We start from the raw sequence: 19,516 nt of genomic DNA on the forward strand, positions 1-19,516 counted from the left end.
CTCTCCCCTAGCCGAGCTCTTTGTCCAGTAGCGCGAGAAGCTCTCCCGCCGAGGCCGAACTGATCTGGTCGACGATGGCGACCGGTGATCCGGCGCCCGCCATCGAGCGGACTCGGCCCTGCAGCTCGCCGAGCAGTGTGGAGACGGTCGCCTGCTCCTCCTGTGCGAGCTGCAGGAACGCGTCCTGCAGCAGGGCGCCCAGTCCTTCGATCTCCTTGACCAGGTGATCGGCCGCGGACGGCCGGCCGGCACCGGGGTCGGGGGCGATGCGCGTGGTCAGGAACTGCGCGAGGGCGCTGGGGTTCGGATGGTCGAACGCGAGCGTGGCGGGCAGCTTCAGGCCGGTCACCGCCCCCAGCTTGTTGCGCAGTTCCAGCGCCGTGAGCGAGTCGATCCCGAGCTTCTTGAACGTCGCGTCGGGTCCGATCCTCCCGGTGTCGGCGTGGCCGAGGACGATCGCGGTCTGCGTGCGGACCGCGTCGAGCAGCGCCGCCTCGGCGTCGGCCGGCGGCAGCGACCTCAGGTGCTGCGCCAGCGCGCCGTCGGTGGACTCCCGGCCGCCCGGACCGGCAGGCGTCCCGAGCAGAGCGCGCAGGAGCGGCGAGGCCACGGGCCCGGCGTGCGGGGCGTCCGGTGCCGACAGGCGCAGTCGCGCGGGCACCAGCACCGGCTCGTCCAGCGCGATCGCCGCGTCGAAGAGGGCGAGCCCCTCCCGTGTCGACATCGGCAGCACGCCCTGCCGTTGCAGGCGTACGACGTCCGCGTCGCCGATGTCGGCGACCATCTCACTGCGTTCCGCCCAAAAGCCCCAGCACAACGAGGCGGCCGCCAGTCCTTCGGCCCGGCGGGCCTCGGCGAGGCCGTTGAGGAACGCGTTGGCCGCCGCGTAGTTGGCCTGTCCCGCCGTCCCGAGGACGCTCGCGATCGAGGAGAACAGCACGAACGCGGAAAGGTCCAGATGCCGGGTCAGCTCGTGCAGGTGCCAGGCGCCGCGCACCTTCGGCGCGAGGACCGCGTCGACGCGGTCCTCGGTGAGCGCCTCGACGACGCCGTCGTCGAGCACGCCCGCGCAGTGGATCACCGCCGTCAGCGGATGCTCCGACGGCACCGCGGCGATCGCATCGGCAACCGAGTCGCGGCTCGTGACGTCGCAGGCCACGACCTCGACGTGGGCGCCCGCCCCGGTCAGTTCCTCGCGCAGCGCTGCCGCCGCCGGGGCCGCCGGCCCTCGCCTGCTGGTCAGCAGCAGGCTCCGCACGCCGTGCCGCGCCACGAGATGCCGGGCCAGCTTCGCTCCGAGGCCGCCGGTGCCGCCGGTGATCAGCACGGTCCCGGATCCGAGGGCGGGCACGTCCCGCGCTCCGCCGTGGGACGCGCGAGCGGCGGGCGCACCGTGGGCGTGGGCCAGTTGCGGGGTGGTCACGATGCCGGCCCGGATCTTCAGCTGGTCCTGGCCGGTCTCGGCCGCCGCCGGGACGCAGGCCCACGAGGCGGGCCGGCCGTCCGTGTCCACGAGTACGAACCGGCCCGGGTTCTCGGTCTGCGCGGTGCGCACGAATCCCCAGACCGCGGCCGCCGCGGGGTCGGCGCGGGCGACCTGCTCGTCGTGGACCGCCGCCCGCGTCACGATGACCAGGCGTGCGTCGCCGAACCGGTCCTCGCGCAGCCAGTCCTGCGTCCACCGCAGCACCTGGTGCAGGTCGCGTGCGACGGCGGCGGGTGTGTCCTCGCCGTCGGCGCCCGCCCCCTCCGTGCCGGCGATGACGACGGGGGGTATCTCCCCGCCGGACGCGGCGAGTTCCCGGAGGTCGGCGAAGACCGCTTCGCCCTGTCCCGGGGACGCGGTGAGCGCGTCGGCCGCGCCCAGCAGCGCACAGCGGCCGGCGGCGGGGGCGGAGGGGACCGCGAGGGGCACCCAGTCCACCCGGAACAGGGAGTCCTGGTGGTCGAAGCTCAGCTCGGTCAGTGCCTCGACGTCCGCGGGCCGCAGGTCCAGCGATGCGATCCCGCCGACCGGCCGGCCGTCCAGATCGGCGATGGTCACGGACAGCGCGTTCTCGCCCGCGGGCGTGAGGGCGACGCGCAGCCCGGCCGGCCGGGCGCAGTCCACGCGGATGCCCGTGCAGCGGTACGGCAGCCAGCCCTCGGGCCGGGAGTCGTCGACGATCCGCCCGAGGCCGATCGGGAGCAGCGCGGCGTGGAGCAGTGCCGGGTGGATGCGGAACCGGCTCCGGTCCGCGCCGTCGGGCGCGGGCAGTTCCACCTCCGCGTACAGGGCGTCGCCCCGGCGCCACACCTGCTTCAGACCGCGCAGCAGCGGCCCGTGGTCGAACCCGAGGGCGGACAGCCTCGTGTACTCGTCCTCGAAGGGCACGCCGACCGCGCCCGCGGGCGGCCACGCGAGGAGGCTTTCCCCGTCAGGGGTGCGCGCGGTGCCGGACCCGGCGGCCCCGACGGCGTTCCGCGTCCACCCGGGTTCGCCCTCCCCCCGTGAGTGCACGCTGATCACACGCTTGCCGTCGACGACGACACGGATCTCGCGACCGGCCGTCCGGGAGAGCACCAGCGGTGTCTCCAGGGTGAGTTCGTCGACGACGTCGCATCCCGCCCTGTGCGCCGTCCACACCGCCATCTCCAGCAGCACCGTCGCCGGGACCAGGACGGCGCCGTGGACGACATGGTCGGCGAGCCAGGGGTGGCGCTCGAGCGACAGGCGTCCGCTGCCCACCACGCCACCGTGCTCCGTGTCGTCGGGCAGCTCGATCACGGCATCGAGCAGCGGGTGGTCCGACGTGCTCTGCGCGGTGGTGGTCTCCTCGGGTGTGTCCAGCCAGTAGCGCTGCCGCTGGAAGGCGTACGTGGGCAGTTCCACCCAGCGGCCGTCCCAGCCCTCGAACGCCGGCTCCCAGGACACCGCGGCGCCCGCCACGAAGGCCTCGGCCGCCGACCGGTACCACCGTGCGAGGTCGCCCTCGCCGCGGCGCAGGGTGCCCACGACGACGGCCTCGACCCCGGCGCCGTCCAGGGTCTGCTCCACCCCGACCGTCAGGACCGGGTGGGCGGAGGCCTCGACGAAGCACCGGAAGCCCTGCTCGGCCAGGGCCGAGACCGCCTCCTGGAAGCGGACCGTGCGGCGCAGGTTGGTGTACCAGTACTCGGCGTCCAGCTCCGTCGTGTCCAGCCAGTCGGCCGTCACGGTCGAGAAGAACGGCACCTTCGCCGTACGCGGCTCAAGTCCCGCGAGAGCTCGGCGCAGTTCGTCGTGGATGGCCTCCACGTGCGCGCCGTGCGAGGCGTAGTCCACCGGAACCCGGCGGGCCCGTACCTCGTCCGCTTCGCAGGCGGCCAGCAGCGCGTCCAGTTCGGCCACGTCGCCCGACACCACGACGGACGAGGGCCCGTTGACCGCCGCGACCGACAGCCCGTCCGTCAGGCGGGCCCGCACGTCCTGGACCGGCAGCGCGACCGACACCATGCCCCCGTGCCCCGACAGTGCCAGGATCGCCTTCGAGCGGAGCGCGACCACCTTCGCGGCGTCCTCGATCGAGAGGGCACCCGCGACACAGGCGGCGGCGATCTCCCCCTGCGAGTGGCCCACGACGGCCGCGGGCCGCACCCCGTACGAGCGCCACACCTCGGCCAGCGACACCATCACGGCCCACAGCGCGGGCTGGACGACATCCACCCGCTGAAGCGCCTCGGCGTCCCCGAGCACATCGAGGAGGGACCAGTCCACGTACGGCGACAGTGCCTCGGCGCACTCCCGCATCCGGCGCGCGAAGACCGGGGAGGAGGCGCACAGTTCTCGCCCCATCCCGGTCCACTGCGAGCCCTGGCCGGGGAAGACGAACACCGTGTCGCCCACCGGCCTCGCGGCTCCGGACACCACACCGGCAGGGCCGCTCGCGTCGCCGGCGGCAGCGGCGGTGAGGGCGGCGAGCAGTTCGTCCCGGTCGGCGCCGATCACCACCTGTCGGTGCTCGAAGAGCGATCGCGTCGTCAGCAGCGCGTGCCCCACGCCCGCGAGCGGCAGGTCCGCGTCCGCGGCCACGAGGTCCCGCAGCCGCAGCGCCTGCTCCCGCAGCGCCTGCTCCGACCGCGCCGACAGCACCCACGGCAGCGCCGCCGGGGCGCCGGTGGACGCCTGGCCGGAACGCGGACGAGCCGGGGTCTCCTGCTCCTGCCGTGCGTCGGGGGCCTGTTCGAGGATCAGGTGCGCGTTGGTGCCGCTGATCCCGAAGGCGGAGACGCCGGCCCGCCGGGGCCGTCCCTGTGCGCCGGTCCACCGCCTGGCCTCGGTGAGCAGCTCCACCGCACCGGCCGTCCAGTCCACGTGCGTCGAGGGACGGTCCACGTGCAGGGTCCTCGGCAGCACCCCGTGCCGCATCGCCATGACCATCTTGATGATCCCGCCGACGCCCGCGGCGGCCTGCGTGTGGCCGATGTTCGACTTCAGCGACCCCAGCCACAGCGGGCTGCCCGGGTCGCGGTCCTGGCCGTAGGTGGCCAGCAGCGCCTCCGCCTCCATCGGGTCGCCCAGCGTGGTGCCGGTGCCGTGCGCCTCCACCGCGTCCACCTCGCCGGCCGACAGCCCGGCGTCGGCCAGGGCCGCCCGGATGACCCGGCGCTGCGCCAGTTCGTTCGGCGCGGTCAGGCCGTTGGACGCCCCGTCCTGGTTGATCGCCGAGCCGCGGATCACCGCCCAGACGCGCCGCCCGGCCCGGAGCGCGTCCGAGAGCCGCTCCAGGACCAGCACGCCCGCGCCCTCGGAGAAGCCGGTGCCGTCCGCCGCGTCGGCGAACGCCTTGCACCGGCCGTCCGCCGACAGGCCCCGCTGGCGGCCCAGCTCCACGAGCAGTCCCGGAGTCGGCAGCGTGGAGACCCCGCCGGCCAACGCCAGCGTGCACTCCCCGGAACGCAGGGACCGCACGGCCTGGTGGACGGCGACGAGCGACGACGAGCACGCGGTGTCGGTCGAGACCGCCGGGCCCTGCAGACCGAGCACGTACGCCACCCGGCCCGAGGCCACGCTGGTGTACCTCCCGGCGAGCGCGTAGCCCTCCACCTCGGCGGCGGCCCGGCCGCCCATCCGCGGGCCGTAGTCGACGGCGTAGATCCCGGTGAACACCCCGGTCGCCGAACCCCGCAGCCCGGCCGGGTCGATGCCCGCCCGTTCCAGCGCTTCCCAGGACGTCTCCAGCATCAGCCGCTGCTGCGGATCCATCGCCAGCGCCTCGCGCGGGCTGATGCCGAAGAACGGCGCGTCGAAGTCGGCGAGACCGGTCAGAAAGCCGCCGGAGCGCGTGTACGTCGTCCCGGGCGCCTCGGGGTCCGGGTCGTACAGGGCCGCCGTGTCCCACCCGCGGTCCGCCGGGAACTCGCTCATCGCGTCCACACCGCCGGACACGACCGACCACAGCCCTTCGGGGGACGTCACCCCGCCCGGGAAGCGACACCCCACACCCACGACCGCGACGGGCTCGCGAGCGGACTCCTCCAGCTCGCGCACCCGCTCGCGCAGCTGCTGCGCATCGCCGACGGCGCGTCGCAAGTAGGACCGGAGCTTGTCGACATCCTCCACCAGGGCCTCCCCCAACGGTTGCTCAGAAGAACAGCTGTGGCTACACGTATCCGCGGTCGATCAGTTCGAACAAATCGTCATCACTGGTGCTTTCCGGTCTCGTCTCCGCCACCGGTTCCGGGGCGTCGGGCACGTCCGGCTCCAGGAGGGAGAAGAGGTGGAGGGCGAGCGTCTGCGGAGTGGGGTGGCTGAACGCGACGGTGGCCGGCAGCCGCACCCCGCTCGCCGCGGTCAGCCGGTTGCGGAGCCCCACGGCCATCGAGGAGTCGAAACCCAGCGCCTTGAAGGTCTCGCTCGCCCGTGCCGCGAGATCGGCGCCCGTCGGAGCCGTTGCCCTCGCGCCCAGCAGCGCGGCGGTCTCGGCGCACACGAGCGTGAGGACCGCCGAAGGCGAGTCCAGGTCCGCCGCGCCGGTGCCCGGGCCCGCGCGGCGCGCCCGCCCGGCGGGGCCGTGCACGGTGTCGGTGTCCTCGGGCGCCGTCAGCCAGTACCGCTGCCGCTGGAACGGGTAGGTGGGCAGGCCGATCCGGCGCGGCCGGTCCGCGGCGAACGCCGCCGTCCAGTCCACCGGCACACCACGCACATGCAGCTCGGCCAGCGACGTCAGGATCCTGCCCGCGCTCCCGTCGTCCTTGTGCAGGGTGCCCACCACCACCGGCGCCTGCGCCAGCGCGTCGGCTGCCTCCTCCATCGCCACCCGGAGCACCGGATGCGGACTGATCTCCACGAACACGCCGCCGCGGTCGCGCATCAGGTTCTCGACGACCTCGCCGAAGCGCACCATCGAGCGCAGGTTGTCGTACCAGTACGCGCTGTCGAGCGCGCGCGTGTCGAGCACCCCGGCGGTGACCGTGGAGTGGAACTCCACCGCCGACTCCCTGGGCGCGACATCCGCGGTGGCCTCCAGCAGCCGGTCACGGACGGGTTCGACATGGGGCGAGTGCGAGGCGTAGGCCGCTTTGACCCGGCGCACCCGGACGCCGTCCTCGGCGGCCATCGCGGCGAACTGGTCCAGGGCCTCGATGTCGCCGGCGATCACCACGGACGTCGGCCCGTTGACCGCCGCCGTGGAGAGCCGCCCGGACCACCGCTCCAGCCGGTCGGCCACCCATCGGGGGGACGCGGCCACGGCGCTGAGCCCGCCCGACTCGAGCAGCTCGATCGCGAACCGGCTGCGCAGGGCGACGATCCGCGCCGCGTCCTCGACCGAGAGCGCGCCCGCCACGCACGCCGCGGCGATCTCCCCCTGCGAGTGCCCCACCACGGCCTCGGGGACCACCCCCAGCGACCGCCACACCCGTGCCAGCGACACCATCATCGCGAACAGCGCCGGCTGGACGACGTCCACCCGGTCCAGCGACGCGGCCGACTCGGCACCGGTCACCACGTCCACCAGTGACCAGTCCACCCACGGCTCGAGGGCCCGCGCGCACTCGTCGATCCCGCGCGCGAATTCCTCCGACTCCTGGTACAGCCGCCTGCCCATGCCCAGCCACTGCGACCCCTGGCCGGGGAACACGAAGACGACCGGACCGGCCGGTGCGGTGGCCGCGCCGCGCACCGCCCGCGCCGAGTCGCCGCCCGCCGCGACCAGGTCGAGACCGGCCAGCGACTCCTCGCGGTCACCGGCGAGGACCACCGCCCGGTGCTCGAACAGCGACCGCGTCGACACCAGCGAGTGCCCCACGTCGGCGGCCGGCAGCGACGCGTCCGCGGCCACGAGGTCGCGCAGTCGTGCCGCCTGCTCCCGCAGCGCCGGCTCCGACCGCGCCGAGAGCACCCACGGCAGCACCCGGGGACCGCCCGCGCGGGCCGAGTCCCCAGCCGGGGCGCGCCGTTCGGTCCGCTCCTCGGGGGCCTGTTCGAGGATCACGTGCGCGTTGGTGCCGCCCATGCCGAACGCCGACACCCCTGCCCGTCGCGGCCGGCCGGGCTCGCTCGGCCAGGGCCGCGCGGTGCGCAGGACCTCGAAGTCCTTCTGGAAGTCGGGGATGGCGGGGTTCGCGGAGCGGAAGTTCACGCTCGCGACCAGCTGCGCGCGGTCGAGGCAGAGCGCCGCCTTCACGAAGCCGACGATGCCCGCGGCCGGCTCCAGGTGCCCGACGTTCGCCTTCACGGAGCCGATCACCAGGGGGCGGCTGCGGCCGGTCTCCCGGAACACCTCGCGCAGACCGGAGATCTCGGCCGGGTCGCCGAGCCGTGTGCCGGTGCCGTGAGCCTCGACGTAGTCGACACCGTCGAACGCGACATCCGCGCACTGCAGGGCGCGGAGCACGGCCGCCGCCTGCCCGGTGGGGCTGGGATCCGGCATCCGGGAGGACGCGCCGCCGCTGCTGACGCCCCAGCCGCGCACCACCGCGTAGATGTGGTCGCCCTCGGCGACGGCGAGGTCGAGCCGCTTCAACAGGACGAACGCCCCGCCCTCGCCCCGGACGAAGCCGCCTGCCCGTTCGTCGAAGGGGAAGCAGCGGCCGTCGGGCGACAGGGCGCCCAGATTCGCCAGGGCGGCTCCCGCCTCCGGATCGACGACCAGCTCCACGCCGCCGGCGATCGCCATGTCGATGGCGCCGCTGCGGATCCGTTCGCACGTCAGCGCCAGCGACACCAGCGAGGAGGACTGGCCCGAGTCCGCGCAGAAACTCATGCCGCGGACGTCGAACAGGGCCGAGATGCGGTTCGCGATCAGCGCACCGCTCGAACCGAGCGCGGCGTAGTGGTCGTCGCGGTCGCTGCCGGACAGCTTGCGCAGCAGGTCGTAGCCGGAGGGCGCGGAGCCGACCACGACGTCGATGGCGCGGCCCGCGAGCGCGCTCGCCGGGATGCGGGCGTCTTCGACGGCCTCCCAGGCCAGCTCCAGCCCCAGCCGCTGTACGGGGTCCATGGCGGCCGCCTCCGCCGCGGGCGTCTCGAAGAACTCCGCGTCGAACCCGTCGACGGAGTCGAGGAACGAACCCGCGTTCAGGGTGTCGGCGTCCGGATGGGACATGTGGTGGGAGCCGGCCGCCCGACGCTCGGGGAACGTCGCGACGGTCGACCCGCCGTCGAGCAGCAGGCGCCAGAACTCACCCGGGTCGCGCACGCCGGGGAAGCGGCACGACATCCCGATGACGGCAATATCGGTGACTGCGCCACTCATGCGAATTCCTTCCGGTTCCCTCGGCGTACGGCTCTTGCGGGGCGCACCGCCCTCACCGCCAACCGGTCAACAGGTTCCGCAGCTCGTGCGGCGCGTCCATGAAGTCGTAGTGGCCGCCCTCGACCACCCGGAACTCGACGGAGTCCGCGTACCGGCGCCACCCCTTGAGCGCGTCGAGGCTGACGTCGGGGTCGTCGCGCCAGTGCAGTACGACGACGGGGCAGTCCACCGCGACCGGCTCCCGGCGCCGGTACGCGCCCGCGGCGGCGTGGTCACGCAGCAGCACCATGAGGCCGAGGTCGACCATGTCCGGCCGTGGCTCGACGCCCCGGCTGCGGACGAACGACTCCACCTCGGCGCGCAGTTCGGGCTCGGTCAAGGTGAGCATCCGGTCGCACGAGGCGTCGTGCGGTGCCGGCTGGCCGGACACGAACAGGCACTCGGGTGTGGGCAGGCCGTGTTCGGCGAGCCTGAGCACGGTCTCGTAGGCGGGCAGCGCGCCCGCGCAGTGCGCGAAGAACGCGAACGGCCGGTCGAGCAGCGGTGCCAGGGGCTCGACCAGGGCGGCGGCGAGGTTCTCGTAGGTGCCGTAGTGGGGATGGCCGAGCCGGTTCTCGCGGCCGGGGAACTGCACCGGGCAGACCTCTACGTCGTCGAGCGCGGCCGGCCAGGCGCTGAAGGCCGAGGCCCCGGACCCGGCGAAGGGGAAGCAGAAGATCCGGGCGGCGTGGTCGGTGGACGGCGGCCGCACGAACCACGGCGACGGGGCGGTGGTGGAGCCTGATGTCATGGCGTCCGCCGTTTCTGGGCGACGATGGGGAGGTGGGTCATCCCGGCGATGAAGTACGACCGCAGGTGCTGCGGTTCGCCGGCGAACTCGATCGATCGGAAGCGTTGGAGCAGTTCCTCGAAGAAGACGCGCAGGGTCATCCGGGCCAGCGGTGCCCCGATGCAGAAGTGCGGCCCGAACCCGAAGGCGACCTGCCGTTTGGCGTTGCTCCGCGTGATGTCGAAGGTGTGCGGGTCGGGGAACTGCGCCGCGTCGCGGTTGGCCGATCCGATCCACGCGACGACCGCCCCACGGGCCGGGATCGTGCCCCCGCCGATGTGGACGTCGTCCACCGCGTACCGCATGAAGTTGCACGCGGCCGACGACCAGCGCAGCCCCTCCTCGACCAGGTTCGGGATCAGCGACGGGTCCGCCTGCGCCTTCTCGAACTGCTCGGGCCGCTCGACGAGCGCCTGCACCGTGCCCGAGACGGTGTGCGGCGTCGTCACGTTGGCGCCCAGGAGAATGCTGTAGCCGTCGAGGGCGATCTCCTCGTCGCTCAGCGGCGCGCCTCCCGGGCGGACGCTCATGAGGTGGTGGAGCAGGCTGTCGTCGCCGCCTTCGGCCGCCCGCCGCGCCGTGACCCATTCCTTGACGTAGGTGACCAGTTCGTGGTGGGAGATGGCCAGCGTCGCCGCTTCGCTGCCCTGCAGGAAGTGCGGGTCCGAGGGAGCCGTCACCATCGCGGTCAGTTGGACCAGTTCCTCCCAGTCCTTCTCGGGGATCCCCAGCAGCGGGCCCGTGACCATCGCCGGCAGCAGCAGCGCCCGCTCGGCCAGGTCGAAGGTCTCGCCGTCGAGCGCCGGTTCGAGGAAGCGCTGGATCGTCCCGCGGATCGAGTCCTCCCAGGACTTCACCGCCCGCGCGGTCAGCTTGGCGCCGAGCGGCCGGCGGACCTCGGTGTGCCGCGGCGGGTCGGTGGACGTCATCAGCACGCCGGCCGCGACGTCGTCCGTCCCGAGGTGGGTGGGGACCGTGCCGCGCTCCGAGGTGAACTCGCGGTGGTCGCCGAGCACGCGGCAGACGTCCTCGTAGCGGGTGACCGACCAGAACTCCCGGCCGTCCGGCAGGACTTGGTGGTGCAGGGGTGCCTTCGCCCGCATCGCGTCCCAGATCGGGTGCGGATCGCCCGAGGTGTACAGGTCCAGGTCGAACAGGTCGACGCTGTCGAGGTCGACGTCGTACCCGGGACCCGGCGTCAGCCTCACGCCCCGGCCCTCCCCTGCTCGATCAGCTCGGCGACCCGGGCCGGGGTCTGCGCCAGGTAGAAGTCGCGCACGGACAGCTGGACACCGTAGTCCTGCGCCACCCGGTCGATGATCTTGATGCCGGTCAGCGAGTTGCCGCCGAGCGTGAAGAAGTCGTCGTCCGGCCCGATCCGGCAGTGGAGGAACTCCCCCCACAGCTCCGCGATTTCCTGCCCCAGCGATACCGGCGCGCTCGAAGGCGCGGCTTGTCGTTCCATTGCCAGTCTTTCCTTCCTCCGCCGACCGGGAGTGCCCGCTCGCGTCCTTTTCGGCCCTGTCCGCGGACCGTCACCGCCATGACGACCGCGGGGGACCCTGTGCGCCGTCCCGCCGGCGAGACAAATTCTTCGAATGGCCGAATGGAGTGTTGCGTGAATGCGCGTCCCGCTCACACCGTCCCGGCGGTGTCCGGCGTGCGAGGGCCGGTGGGGTTGAGAGTGCACCGGCGAGCTGCATGCCGGCGCCTGCTCGCCCCGCGGGAGTGTCCCGCCGGCGGGACAGGGCAAGTTCGGGCGCGGCTCGCCCGTCGCGGAACCGGCATTTGTTGACCGGCCGATCCACGTTCCGTGAACGTGAAGGTGGTTCGACGACGATAGAGGCCCAGTGGAAGAGGGGGAACGACGTGGGACACACCGGCATGGACGCGGACGTGGTGATCGCGGGCGCCGGGCCGACGGGCCTGATGCTCGCCTGCGAGCTGCGGCTCGCGGGCGTCGACGTGGTGGTGGTCGAGCGGCTCGCCGAGCGCACGGGTGAGTCGCGGGCCGGCGGGATGCACTCGCGCACCCTGGAGGTGCTGGACCAGCGCGGAATCCTCGACCGCTTCCTGGCGGTCGGCGAACCGCAGCCGGTGGGCCACTTCTCCGGCCTCTACCTGGACTTCGACGAGTTCGAGTCCAGGCACCCCTATCCGCTGATGATCCTGCAGTCCGCCATCGAGCGGCTGCTGGAGGAGTGGGCCGGCGAACTCGGCGTGCGGGTGCGCTTCTCGTCCGAGGTGAGCGGGATCCGCCAGGACGAGGCCGGCGTGACGGTCGAGCTGAGCACGGCCGAGGCGGCACCGGCGACGCTGCGCGCCCGCTATCTGGTGGGCTGCGACGGCGGGCGCAGCACGGTGCGCAAGCTGTCGGGCATCGACTTCCCCGGCACCGAGGCGACGATGACCGCGCTGATCGGCGACGTGGAACTGCCCGATCTGCCCGAGGACTACGTGTGGGTGCGGCGCTGTGCGGGCGGCGACTGGTCGGCGATCGCCTTCGAGCCGGGCTGGTACCGGGTGATCACCTCCGAGTACGACCGGGTCGTGGACCGCGACGAGGCTCCGACGTTCGAGCAGCTGAGGCAGTCGCTCGTCCGGCTGGCGGGCACCGACTTCGGCATGCACAGCCCGCGGTGGGTCTCCCGGTTCAACGACGCCGCGCGGCAGGCCGCCACGTACCGGGACGGCCGGGTGCTGCTCGCGGGCGACGCGGCGCACATCCATTTCCCGGCCGGCGGGCAGGGGCTGAACATGGGCGTGCAGGACGCGGTCAACCTCGGCTGGAAGCTCGCCTCGGTGGTGCGCGGACGGGCTCCGGAGAGTCTGCTGGACACCTACCACACCGAGCGCCACGCCGTCGGGGAGCGCGTCCTGCACAACACCCGGGCGCAGTCGGCGCTGGCCCGCCCCGGCGCCCAGACGGACGCGCTGCGCGAGGTGTTCGGCTCGCTCATGGTGTTCGACGACGTCAACCGGCATCTGCGGGGCATGCTCACCGCACTGGACATCCGGTATCCGGTAGACGGCGACCACCTGCTGGCGGGCCGCCGGGTCCCCGACGCCGACCTCAAGACGTCCGACGGCACCACCCGTGTCCACGAGCTGCTGCACTGCGCCCGCCCCGTCCTGCTCGATCTGCGCGGCAGCGCCGAGTTGGCGAAGGTCGCCGGGGGCTGGGCCGACCGTGTCGACGTCGTCGAGGCGCGCAGCGAGGACGAGCACTGGCCGGTCCCGGGCGTCGGCGAGATCCCCGCTCCCGCCGCGCTCCTCATCCGCCCCGACGGCCATGTCGCCTGGGCGGCCCCCGCCGAGGGCGCACCCGGCGTCCGCGCGCTGCGGGCCGCCCTCACCACCTGGTTCGGTCCGGCCCGGCACGGGTGAGACACCGCCCCGGACCGAGGGGCACCTCAGCCGGTGCCGGTCGGTCCGGGGCTCGTACGGCGGCGGCCGCCAGGACCCGGTGGGGGTCCTGGCGGCCGCCGTCGTCGTGCGGGGTGGACGCGGGTGCCCGTGGCTCAGACCCGCTTCTTGAAGTTGGCGATCGCCCACACGTATCCGACGAGCGCGAGCCCGACGCACCAGGCGACGGCGGCGACGGCGTGGCCGGTCGACACATGGCCTTCCAGCAGCAGCCCGCGCAGCGTCTCGATGATCGGGGTGAAGGGCTGGTACTCGGCGAACTGGCGCACGCCGGTGCCCATCGTGTCCGCGGGGACGAACGCGCTGCTCAGGAACGGCAGCATGATCAGCGGCACGGTGGCCAGGCCCGCCGATTCCACCGTCTTCGCACCCAGGCCCAGGGCGACCGTGAGCCAGCTGGTCGCGAGGGCGAGCAGCAGCATCAGGCCGATCGCGGCGAGCCACTGCGCGACGTCGGCGTGCGGACGGAATCCCATCGCGAAACCGACCCCGATGATGGCCGCGTCGGCGATCAGCGCGCGCACCGTCGTGGCGACGACATGGCCGGTCAGCACGGCGCCGTGCGAGACGTCCATGGCCTTGAACCGGTTGATGATGCCCGTCGTCATGTCGCCGTTCACGGCCGCCGCGGTCGGTCCCAGGCCGTAGGTGATGGCCATCACGAGCAGGCCCGGCACCGCGTAGTCGATGTACTTGCCGTCGACCTTGAAGGCGCCACCGAACACATAGACGAACATGAGCATCATCACGATGGGGAACAGGACCGCGTTGAACACCGTGACCGGATTGCGTGCCGTGTGCTTGAAATTGCGACGCAGCATGATCGCCGAGTCGCCGAACGACGTCGAGACAGCGCTCATCGGGCGATCGCCTCCTCGCTGGTGCGCTCGGTGCGCTCGGTGCGCTCGGTGCCCGCGCGCCCGGTCAGGGCGAGGAAGACGTCGTCGAGGTCCGGTGTGTGCACGGAGAACTCCTTGGCGTTGATCATGTGCTCGTCGAGCCGGCTCAGCAGGCCGAGCAGCGACTTCGACTCACCGTCGCTGGGCACCCGCAGGATCAGCTCCTCGTCGTCCCGCGTGGCCCCGGCTAGGACCCGCGCCGCCTCGTCGAGTTCGTAGAGGTCGGCGAACCGGAGCCGGACATGGGTGCCGGGGACCTGGCGCTTGAGCTCCTCGGGGGTGCCCTGGGCGACCAGGTGGCCCTGGTCGAGCACCGCGATCCGGTCGGCGAGCTGGTCGGCCTCCTCGAGGTACTGGGTGGTCAGGAAGATGGTGGTGCCGTCGGCCACCAGCTCGCGGACGATCCCCCACATCGTGCGCCGGCTGCGCGGGTCGAGACCCGTCGTCGGCTCGTCCAGGAAGATGATCTGCGGGGCGCCGACCAGCGTCATCGCCAGGTCCAGCTTGCGGCGCATACCACCGGAGTAGGTCGCCGCCATCTTGTCCGCCGACTCCACCAGGTCGAACCGCTCCAGCAGCTCCGTGACCACCTGGTCGCCGGGGCGCACGCGCTTCAGGTCCGCCATCAGCCGCAGGTTCTCCCGGCCCGAGAGCAGCTCGTCCACCGCGGCGAACTGACCGGTCACACCGATGACCCGGCGCACCTCCTTGGTCGCGCTCGCCACGTCGTGCCCGGCGATGCGCACCGTGCCGGCGTCGGCCTTCATCAACGTCGTCAGGACGTTCACCGTCGTCGTCTTGCCGGCCCCGTTCGGGCCGAGCAGGGAGAAGACCGAACCCGCGGCGACATCGAAGTCGATGCCGTCGAGCACGACCTTGTCGCCATATGCCTTGCGCAGCCCCGAAACCGCGATCGCTGAACTTCTCATGCCTCCACGTTCCTCTCCGGCCCTGTCACACACCTGTCCTGGCGTTCGACCACAAATCCCCTGGTCACATGGGTGCTCATCACGTCGTGCCCACCCCGCACGAGCGACCGCGGGCGGACTCCGCCTCGATCACGTCCAGCACCTCGCGGCCGCTGTCGACCAGGTACATGTGATCGCCCGGGAACTCCGCACAGCTGAACCCGCCCGTGGTCGCCGCCTGCCACTGCCGTGCCTCTTCCGCGGTGACCAGGCCGTCGGAGCTGCCGCGCAGCGAGCAGATCGGCACGGACACCGGTTCGTCGGTGCTCGGCACGTAGTTCTCGTGCATCTCGCAGTCGGCCTGCAGTACGGGGAGAATCAGTTCACGCATCTCCGGGTGGTCGAGCGCCTCGTGCCGGAACCCCGCGAACTCCTCGACCCGGGCGAGGAACTCCTCGTCCCTGAGCCCCGTCGCCCGCCGCTCGCGCTGGGTCCACGGCCCCGGCGAACCGCTGACGACGAGCCGTTCGACGTGCACGCCGCGCGCGCTCAGCAGGTGCACCAGCTCGTACGCGAGCACCGCGCCCAGGCTGTGCCCGAACAGCACGGTCCGCGCCCCCGCGCCGAGGTCCGCGACGATCTCGTCGATCGAGCCCTTGGCCGCTTCGACCACGTTGCGGTACGGCGTCTCGAGGATCCGCCGCTCCCTGCCGGGCAGTTCGACCGAGGTCACTCGCCACCGGCCGGCGGACAGCTCCCGCCAGGGGTGGAAGAACGAGGGACCCGCTCCCGCGAAGGGCACGCACAGCAGCGTGGCCCGGTCCCCGTGTTCCGCTGACATGCCGGGTTCTGTCACCCCGACCAACCCCAATCATCCATTCGTCGGTTCGTCGAACCGGTTGCGGGAAGGCGATGCCCGGTCATGGCGCGAGCCTGCGGCCTATGACCTCGAAGATCTCGGCCACGGGTCCGGGCATGTGGAAGTCGTTGTGCGTGGCGCGCACGTCGTAGGAGTCGATGGCACCGAGGACATGGGGCTGCCACAGGGGCGCCCATGACTCGTCCTTGTCCGACGCCGCGTTGAAGAAGAGCACGTCGCCGCGGTAGACCGGCGATTCGAACTCCGCCATGAGGGACAGGTTGTTGGCCCCCACCCTCGACATGTTGTCCAGGAAGTCGTCCATGTTGCGGGTGTTCATGTACTGGCCGAACTGCTCCTCGATCTCCTCGCGGTACGTCGAGGCCTTCCAGCCGGCCAGCTCCCTGAACCCGCTGCCCGGCTGGGCGTCCAAAATGGCCACCAGGGCGACCTCGTGCCCGCGCCGGTCCAGTTCCGTGGCGACGGCGTGCGCGACCGGGCCGCCGTAGGACCAGCCGATCATGTGGAAGGGCCCTTCCGGCTGGATGTCGAGCATCTGGGCGACGTAGTCGTCGACCATCTCCTGGACCGACCCCGCCAGCGCGCCCGTGCCGTCGGAGCCACGGGACTGCAGGGCGTACGCCGGCCGGTCCGGCACGTACGGGGCGAAGCTGAAGTAGGACCAGCCGAGCCCGCCGCCCCCGTGGAAGAACCACATCGGCGGCTTGCCCGTACCGGGGTCGGCGTGCAGCGGCAGCACGACCGCGTAGGAGTCGGCCTCGTCGTCGGGAATGCCACCGATCAGCACGAGCGCGGCCAGCTCGGCCACGGTGGGGTACTTGATGATCGTGCTCATGGGCATCTCGACGTCGAACTGCTTGCGGATGGCGGCGCTGAGCCGGGTGGCCATGAGCGAGTGCCCGCCGAGCGAGAAGAAGTTGTCGTCGATGCCGACCTTCTCCTTGCCGAGCAGCTTGGCGAACAGGGCGCACAGCTTCTCTTCGTGGGAGTTGCGCGGCTCCCGGCTGACCGTGGTGCGCGTGTGCTCCGAGGGCAGTGCCCGACGGTCGAGCTTCCCGTTCGGGGTCAGCGGGATCTCCGGCAGCGAGATCACCGCGGAGGGCACCATGTAGTCCGGCAGACGCCCGCGCAGGTGCACGTTCAGCTCGGCGAGCAGCCGGTCGGCCGGCTCGTCGGTCGCCGCGGCACCGGGCGTGGGCACCACATAACCCACGATGCGCTTGTCGCCCTCCTGGTCCTCGCGCACCACGACCACCGCCTGCGCCACACCGGGATGTGCGGCCAGGGCATGCTCGATCTCGCCCAACTCGATCCGGTAGCCCCGGATCTTCACCTGGAAGTCGGTGCGCGCGATGTACTCCAGCTGGCCGTCCCTGTCCCACCGCACCAGGTCTCCGGTGCGGTACATCCGGGCGCCGGCGGGGCCGAACGGGCAGGCCACGAAGCGCTCCGCGGTCAGCTCCGGCCGGCTCTGGTAGCCGCGGGCCAGCCCGTCGCCCGCGATGTACAGATCGCCCTGCACGCCGCGCGGAACCGGGCGCAGCCGCGCGTCGAGCACATACACCTGGGTGTTCCCGATCGGTGTCCCGATCGCGGGTGCGCCCGTCCCCGCCTTCACGGGCGCGGTGGTGGACCAGATCGTCGTCTCGGTCGGGCCGTACCAGTTGCTCACCTCGGTGGCCTGGTCCGCCAGCGTCTCGGCCAGGCGGGCCGGCAGTGCCTCACCGCCGACCATGATCCGCAGGCCCTGCGCGGCGTCCGGCTCGCTCGTCAGCAGCATCTGCCAGAACGCGGGCGTGGACTGCACCACGGTGACCTCGTGGCGGCGGATCATCTCCACCACGGCCGCCGGATCGGTGAGGGTGTCCTTCCCCGCCACCACCACGGCGGCGCCGCAGATCAGCGGGAGGTACAGCTCGGTGCCCGCGATGTCGAACGACACCGTCGTGCTGAACAGCATCCGGTCCGCGCACGACAACGGGATCCGGCGCCGCGCCGTCGCCAGGTAGTTCGCCAGCGCACCGCGCGGGACCGACACCCCCTTGGGGGTCCCCGTCGAGCCCGACGTGTAGATCACGTACGCCGCGTTCTGCGGCCGGACGACCACCTCGGGCGCCGTGTCCGGATACGTCGAGCAGTCCGCGCCGGCCAGCACACCGGCGTCGAGCACCAGCACCGGATCCGCGTGCTCGAGGACGTAGTCGATGCGGGAACGCGGGTGGTCCGGGTCGACCGGGACGTAGGCCCCGCCGGCCTTCAGCACCGCCAGCAGCGCCACGACCAGGCTCACGGACCGGGGCAGGCACACGGCGACCGGCGACTCCGCCCGCACACCGCGGTCGGCCAGCCAGTGCGCCAGCCTGTTCGACCGCACCTCCAGCTCCTGGTAGGTGAGCACCTCCTCCTCGCCGATGAGGGCGAGTGCGTCCGGTGTCGCCCGTACCTGCCGGCGCACCGCCTCCACCAGCCCCGGCTCCAGGGTCGGCTCGACGGTGTCGTTGACCTCCCCGACCAGCCGCTCCCGCTCGGCCGCGCTCAGTACGTCGACGTCCCCGACGCACAGGCCCGGTTCGGCGACCAGCTGCTCCAGGACGCGCCCGAACCGGGCGGCCATGGCCTCGATCGTGTCCCGGTCGAAGAGCTGGGTCGCGTACTGGATGTCGACCTGCAGCGTCCCGGACTCGTCCGTGATCATGCTGAAGTACAGGTCGACCTGGGTGGTCGAGGTGAGGGCCTGCTGGAACTCCACGTCGAGTCCGGGGAGTTCGAGGGTCTGGCGGGCGTAGTTCTGCCAGGCGGACAGCACCTGGAACAACGGCTGGTACGCCGTGGAGCGGTCGGGGTTGATCGACTCGACGAGCAGCTCGAAGGGCACGTCCTGGTGCTCGTAGGCCGCCAGCGCCTTGTTGCGGACCTGCCCGAGCAGGTCGGCGAACGACGGGTCGCCGGAGAGGTCGGCGCGCACCACCAGGGTGTTGGCGAAGAGCCCGATCAGATCGGCCAACGCTTCGTCGGTCCGCCCGGCGATCGGGGTGCCGATCGTCACGTCGTCCCCGGCGCCGAGCTTGCGCAGCAGCACCGCCAGCGCGGCCTGCATGACCATCGACATGGTCGTTCCGCGCTCGGTGGCCAGCTTCTCCAGCCCGGCCGCCACCCGCGGTGCCACGGTGAAGCCGACCGTGTCGCCGTGCGAACTCGGCTTCACGGGCCGGGGGCGGTCCAGCGGCAGGTTCAACGGCTGCGGCACCCCGGCCAGTTCCTCGCGCCAGTACGCGATCTGCGCCGCGGCGAGACTGCCCGGGTCGGACACGTCGCCGAGCACCTCGCGCTGCCACAGCGTGTAGTCCTTGTACTGCACGGGCAGCGGCTCCCACTGCGGTGCCCGGCCGTCCCGGCGGGCGGTGTAGGCGGCGGCCAGGTCCCGTGTCAGCGGCGCGCCCGAGCTGCCGTCCATGGCGATGTGGTGGACGACCGTGACCAGGACGTGTTCCTCGGGCGAGCAGCGCAACAGGGTGGCCCGCAACGGGATCTCGGCCGCCAGGTCGAACCGGTGCGCGACGGCCTCGTCGATCGCGCCGGACACCTCGTCGGGCGCCACGTCGACCACCGGCACCTGCGGCGCCGCCTGCTCGATCGGCAGGATCCGCGTGTGCAGCTCACCGTCGTCGTCCGTCACGTAGACGGTGCGCAGGATCTCGTGCCGCTCGACCACGTCGCGGATCGCCGCGACGAGTGCGGCCCGGTCCAGGCGTCCGGTCAGCCGGAACGAGCCCGTCATGTTCCAGGCCTCCGACCCGCCCCCCAGCTGGTGCAGGAACCACATGCGGCGTTGGGCGTAGGACAGCGGAATCATTGCT

The 19,516-nt window shown here is 72.5% G+C and carries 10 protein-coding genes; 1 reads left to right on the top strand and 9 read right to left on the bottom strand.

Going from position 1 to position 19,516, the window contains the following annotated elements; all coding sequences use genetic code 11:
* Positions 1–7 precede the first annotated feature (7 nt).
* From AQI95_RS40345 to AQI95_RS40365, 5 genes are read right to left on the bottom strand one after another with little or no spacing between them, the layout of a single operon-like run.
* A complete protein-coding gene (locus AQI95_RS40345; protein ID WP_244189031.1) occupies positions 8–5,581 on the bottom strand; it encodes a type I polyketide synthase in 5,574 nt (1,857 codons plus the stop codon).
* Positions 5,582–5,621: 40 nt separating this feature from the next.
* Entirely contained in the window at positions 5,622–8,717 is a 3,096-nt protein-coding gene (locus tag AQI95_RS40350) for a type I polyketide synthase (RefSeq protein ID WP_079071866.1), read from the bottom strand.
* Positions 8,718–8,769: 52 nt separating this feature from the next.
* Positions 8,770–9,507, bottom strand: coding sequence for a thioesterase II family protein (locus AQI95_RS40355; protein ID WP_067135903.1), 738 nt, complete (start codon positions 9,505–9,507; stop codon positions 8,770–8,772).
* Entirely contained in the window at positions 9,504–10,754 is a 1,251-nt protein-coding gene (locus AQI95_RS40360; RefSeq protein ID WP_067135905.1) for a cytochrome P450, read from the bottom strand. The genes AQI95_RS40355 and AQI95_RS40360 overlap by 4 nt, the downstream gene beginning before the upstream one ends.
* Positions 10,751–11,011, bottom strand: a complete 261-nt coding sequence (locus tag AQI95_RS40365) for an acyl carrier protein (RefSeq protein ID WP_067135907.1) — start codon at positions 11,009–11,011, stop codon at positions 10,751–10,753. The genes AQI95_RS40360 and AQI95_RS40365 overlap by 4 nt, the downstream gene beginning before the upstream one ends.
* Before the next feature lie 404 nt (positions 11,012–11,415).
* Between AQI95_RS40365 and AQI95_RS40370 the strand changes: the two genes are divergently transcribed.
* Positions 11,416–12,933: an FAD-dependent monooxygenase gene (locus tag AQI95_RS40370; RefSeq protein WP_244189032.1), complete on the top strand. Its 1,518-nt coding sequence runs from the start codon at positions 11,416–11,418 to the stop codon at positions 12,931–12,933.
* A 134-nt stretch (positions 12,934–13,067) separates the two neighbouring features.
* On the opposite strand, the gene AQI95_RS40375 is transcribed toward AQI95_RS40370, so the two are convergent.
* The 4 genes from AQI95_RS40375 to AQI95_RS40390 form a co-directional block, all read right to left on the bottom strand.
* Positions 13,068–13,832 carry an ABC transporter permease gene (locus AQI95_RS40375; protein WP_067135909.1) on the bottom strand — a complete coding sequence of 255 codons (765 nt, stop codon included), beginning with the start codon at positions 13,830–13,832 and terminating at the stop codon, positions 13,068–13,070.
* Entirely contained in the window at positions 13,829–14,800 is a 972-nt protein-coding gene (locus AQI95_RS40380) for an ATP-binding cassette domain-containing protein (RefSeq protein ID WP_067135910.1), read from the bottom strand. Before AQI95_RS40380 ends, AQI95_RS40375 begins: the two co-directional genes overlap by 4 nt.
* Before the next feature lie 79 nt (positions 14,801–14,879).
* Positions 14,880–15,620 (bottom strand): thioesterase II family protein, encoded by a 741-nt coding sequence (locus AQI95_RS40385; RefSeq protein ID WP_067135912.1) that lies wholly within the window; start codon positions 15,618–15,620, stop codon positions 14,880–14,882.
* 79 nt (positions 15,621–15,699) lie between these two features.
* Positions 15,700–19,512: a non-ribosomal peptide synthetase gene (locus AQI95_RS40390; RefSeq protein ID WP_067135914.1), complete on the bottom strand. Its 3,813-nt coding sequence runs from the start codon at positions 19,510–19,512 to the stop codon at positions 15,700–15,702.
* Positions 19,513–19,516 lie beyond the last annotated feature (4 nt).

The sequence above is a fragment of the Streptomyces yokosukanensis genome (assembly GCF_001514035.1).
GTDB classification, from domain to species: Bacteria; Actinomycetota; Actinomycetes; order Streptomycetales; family Streptomycetaceae; genus Streptomyces; species Streptomyces yokosukanensis.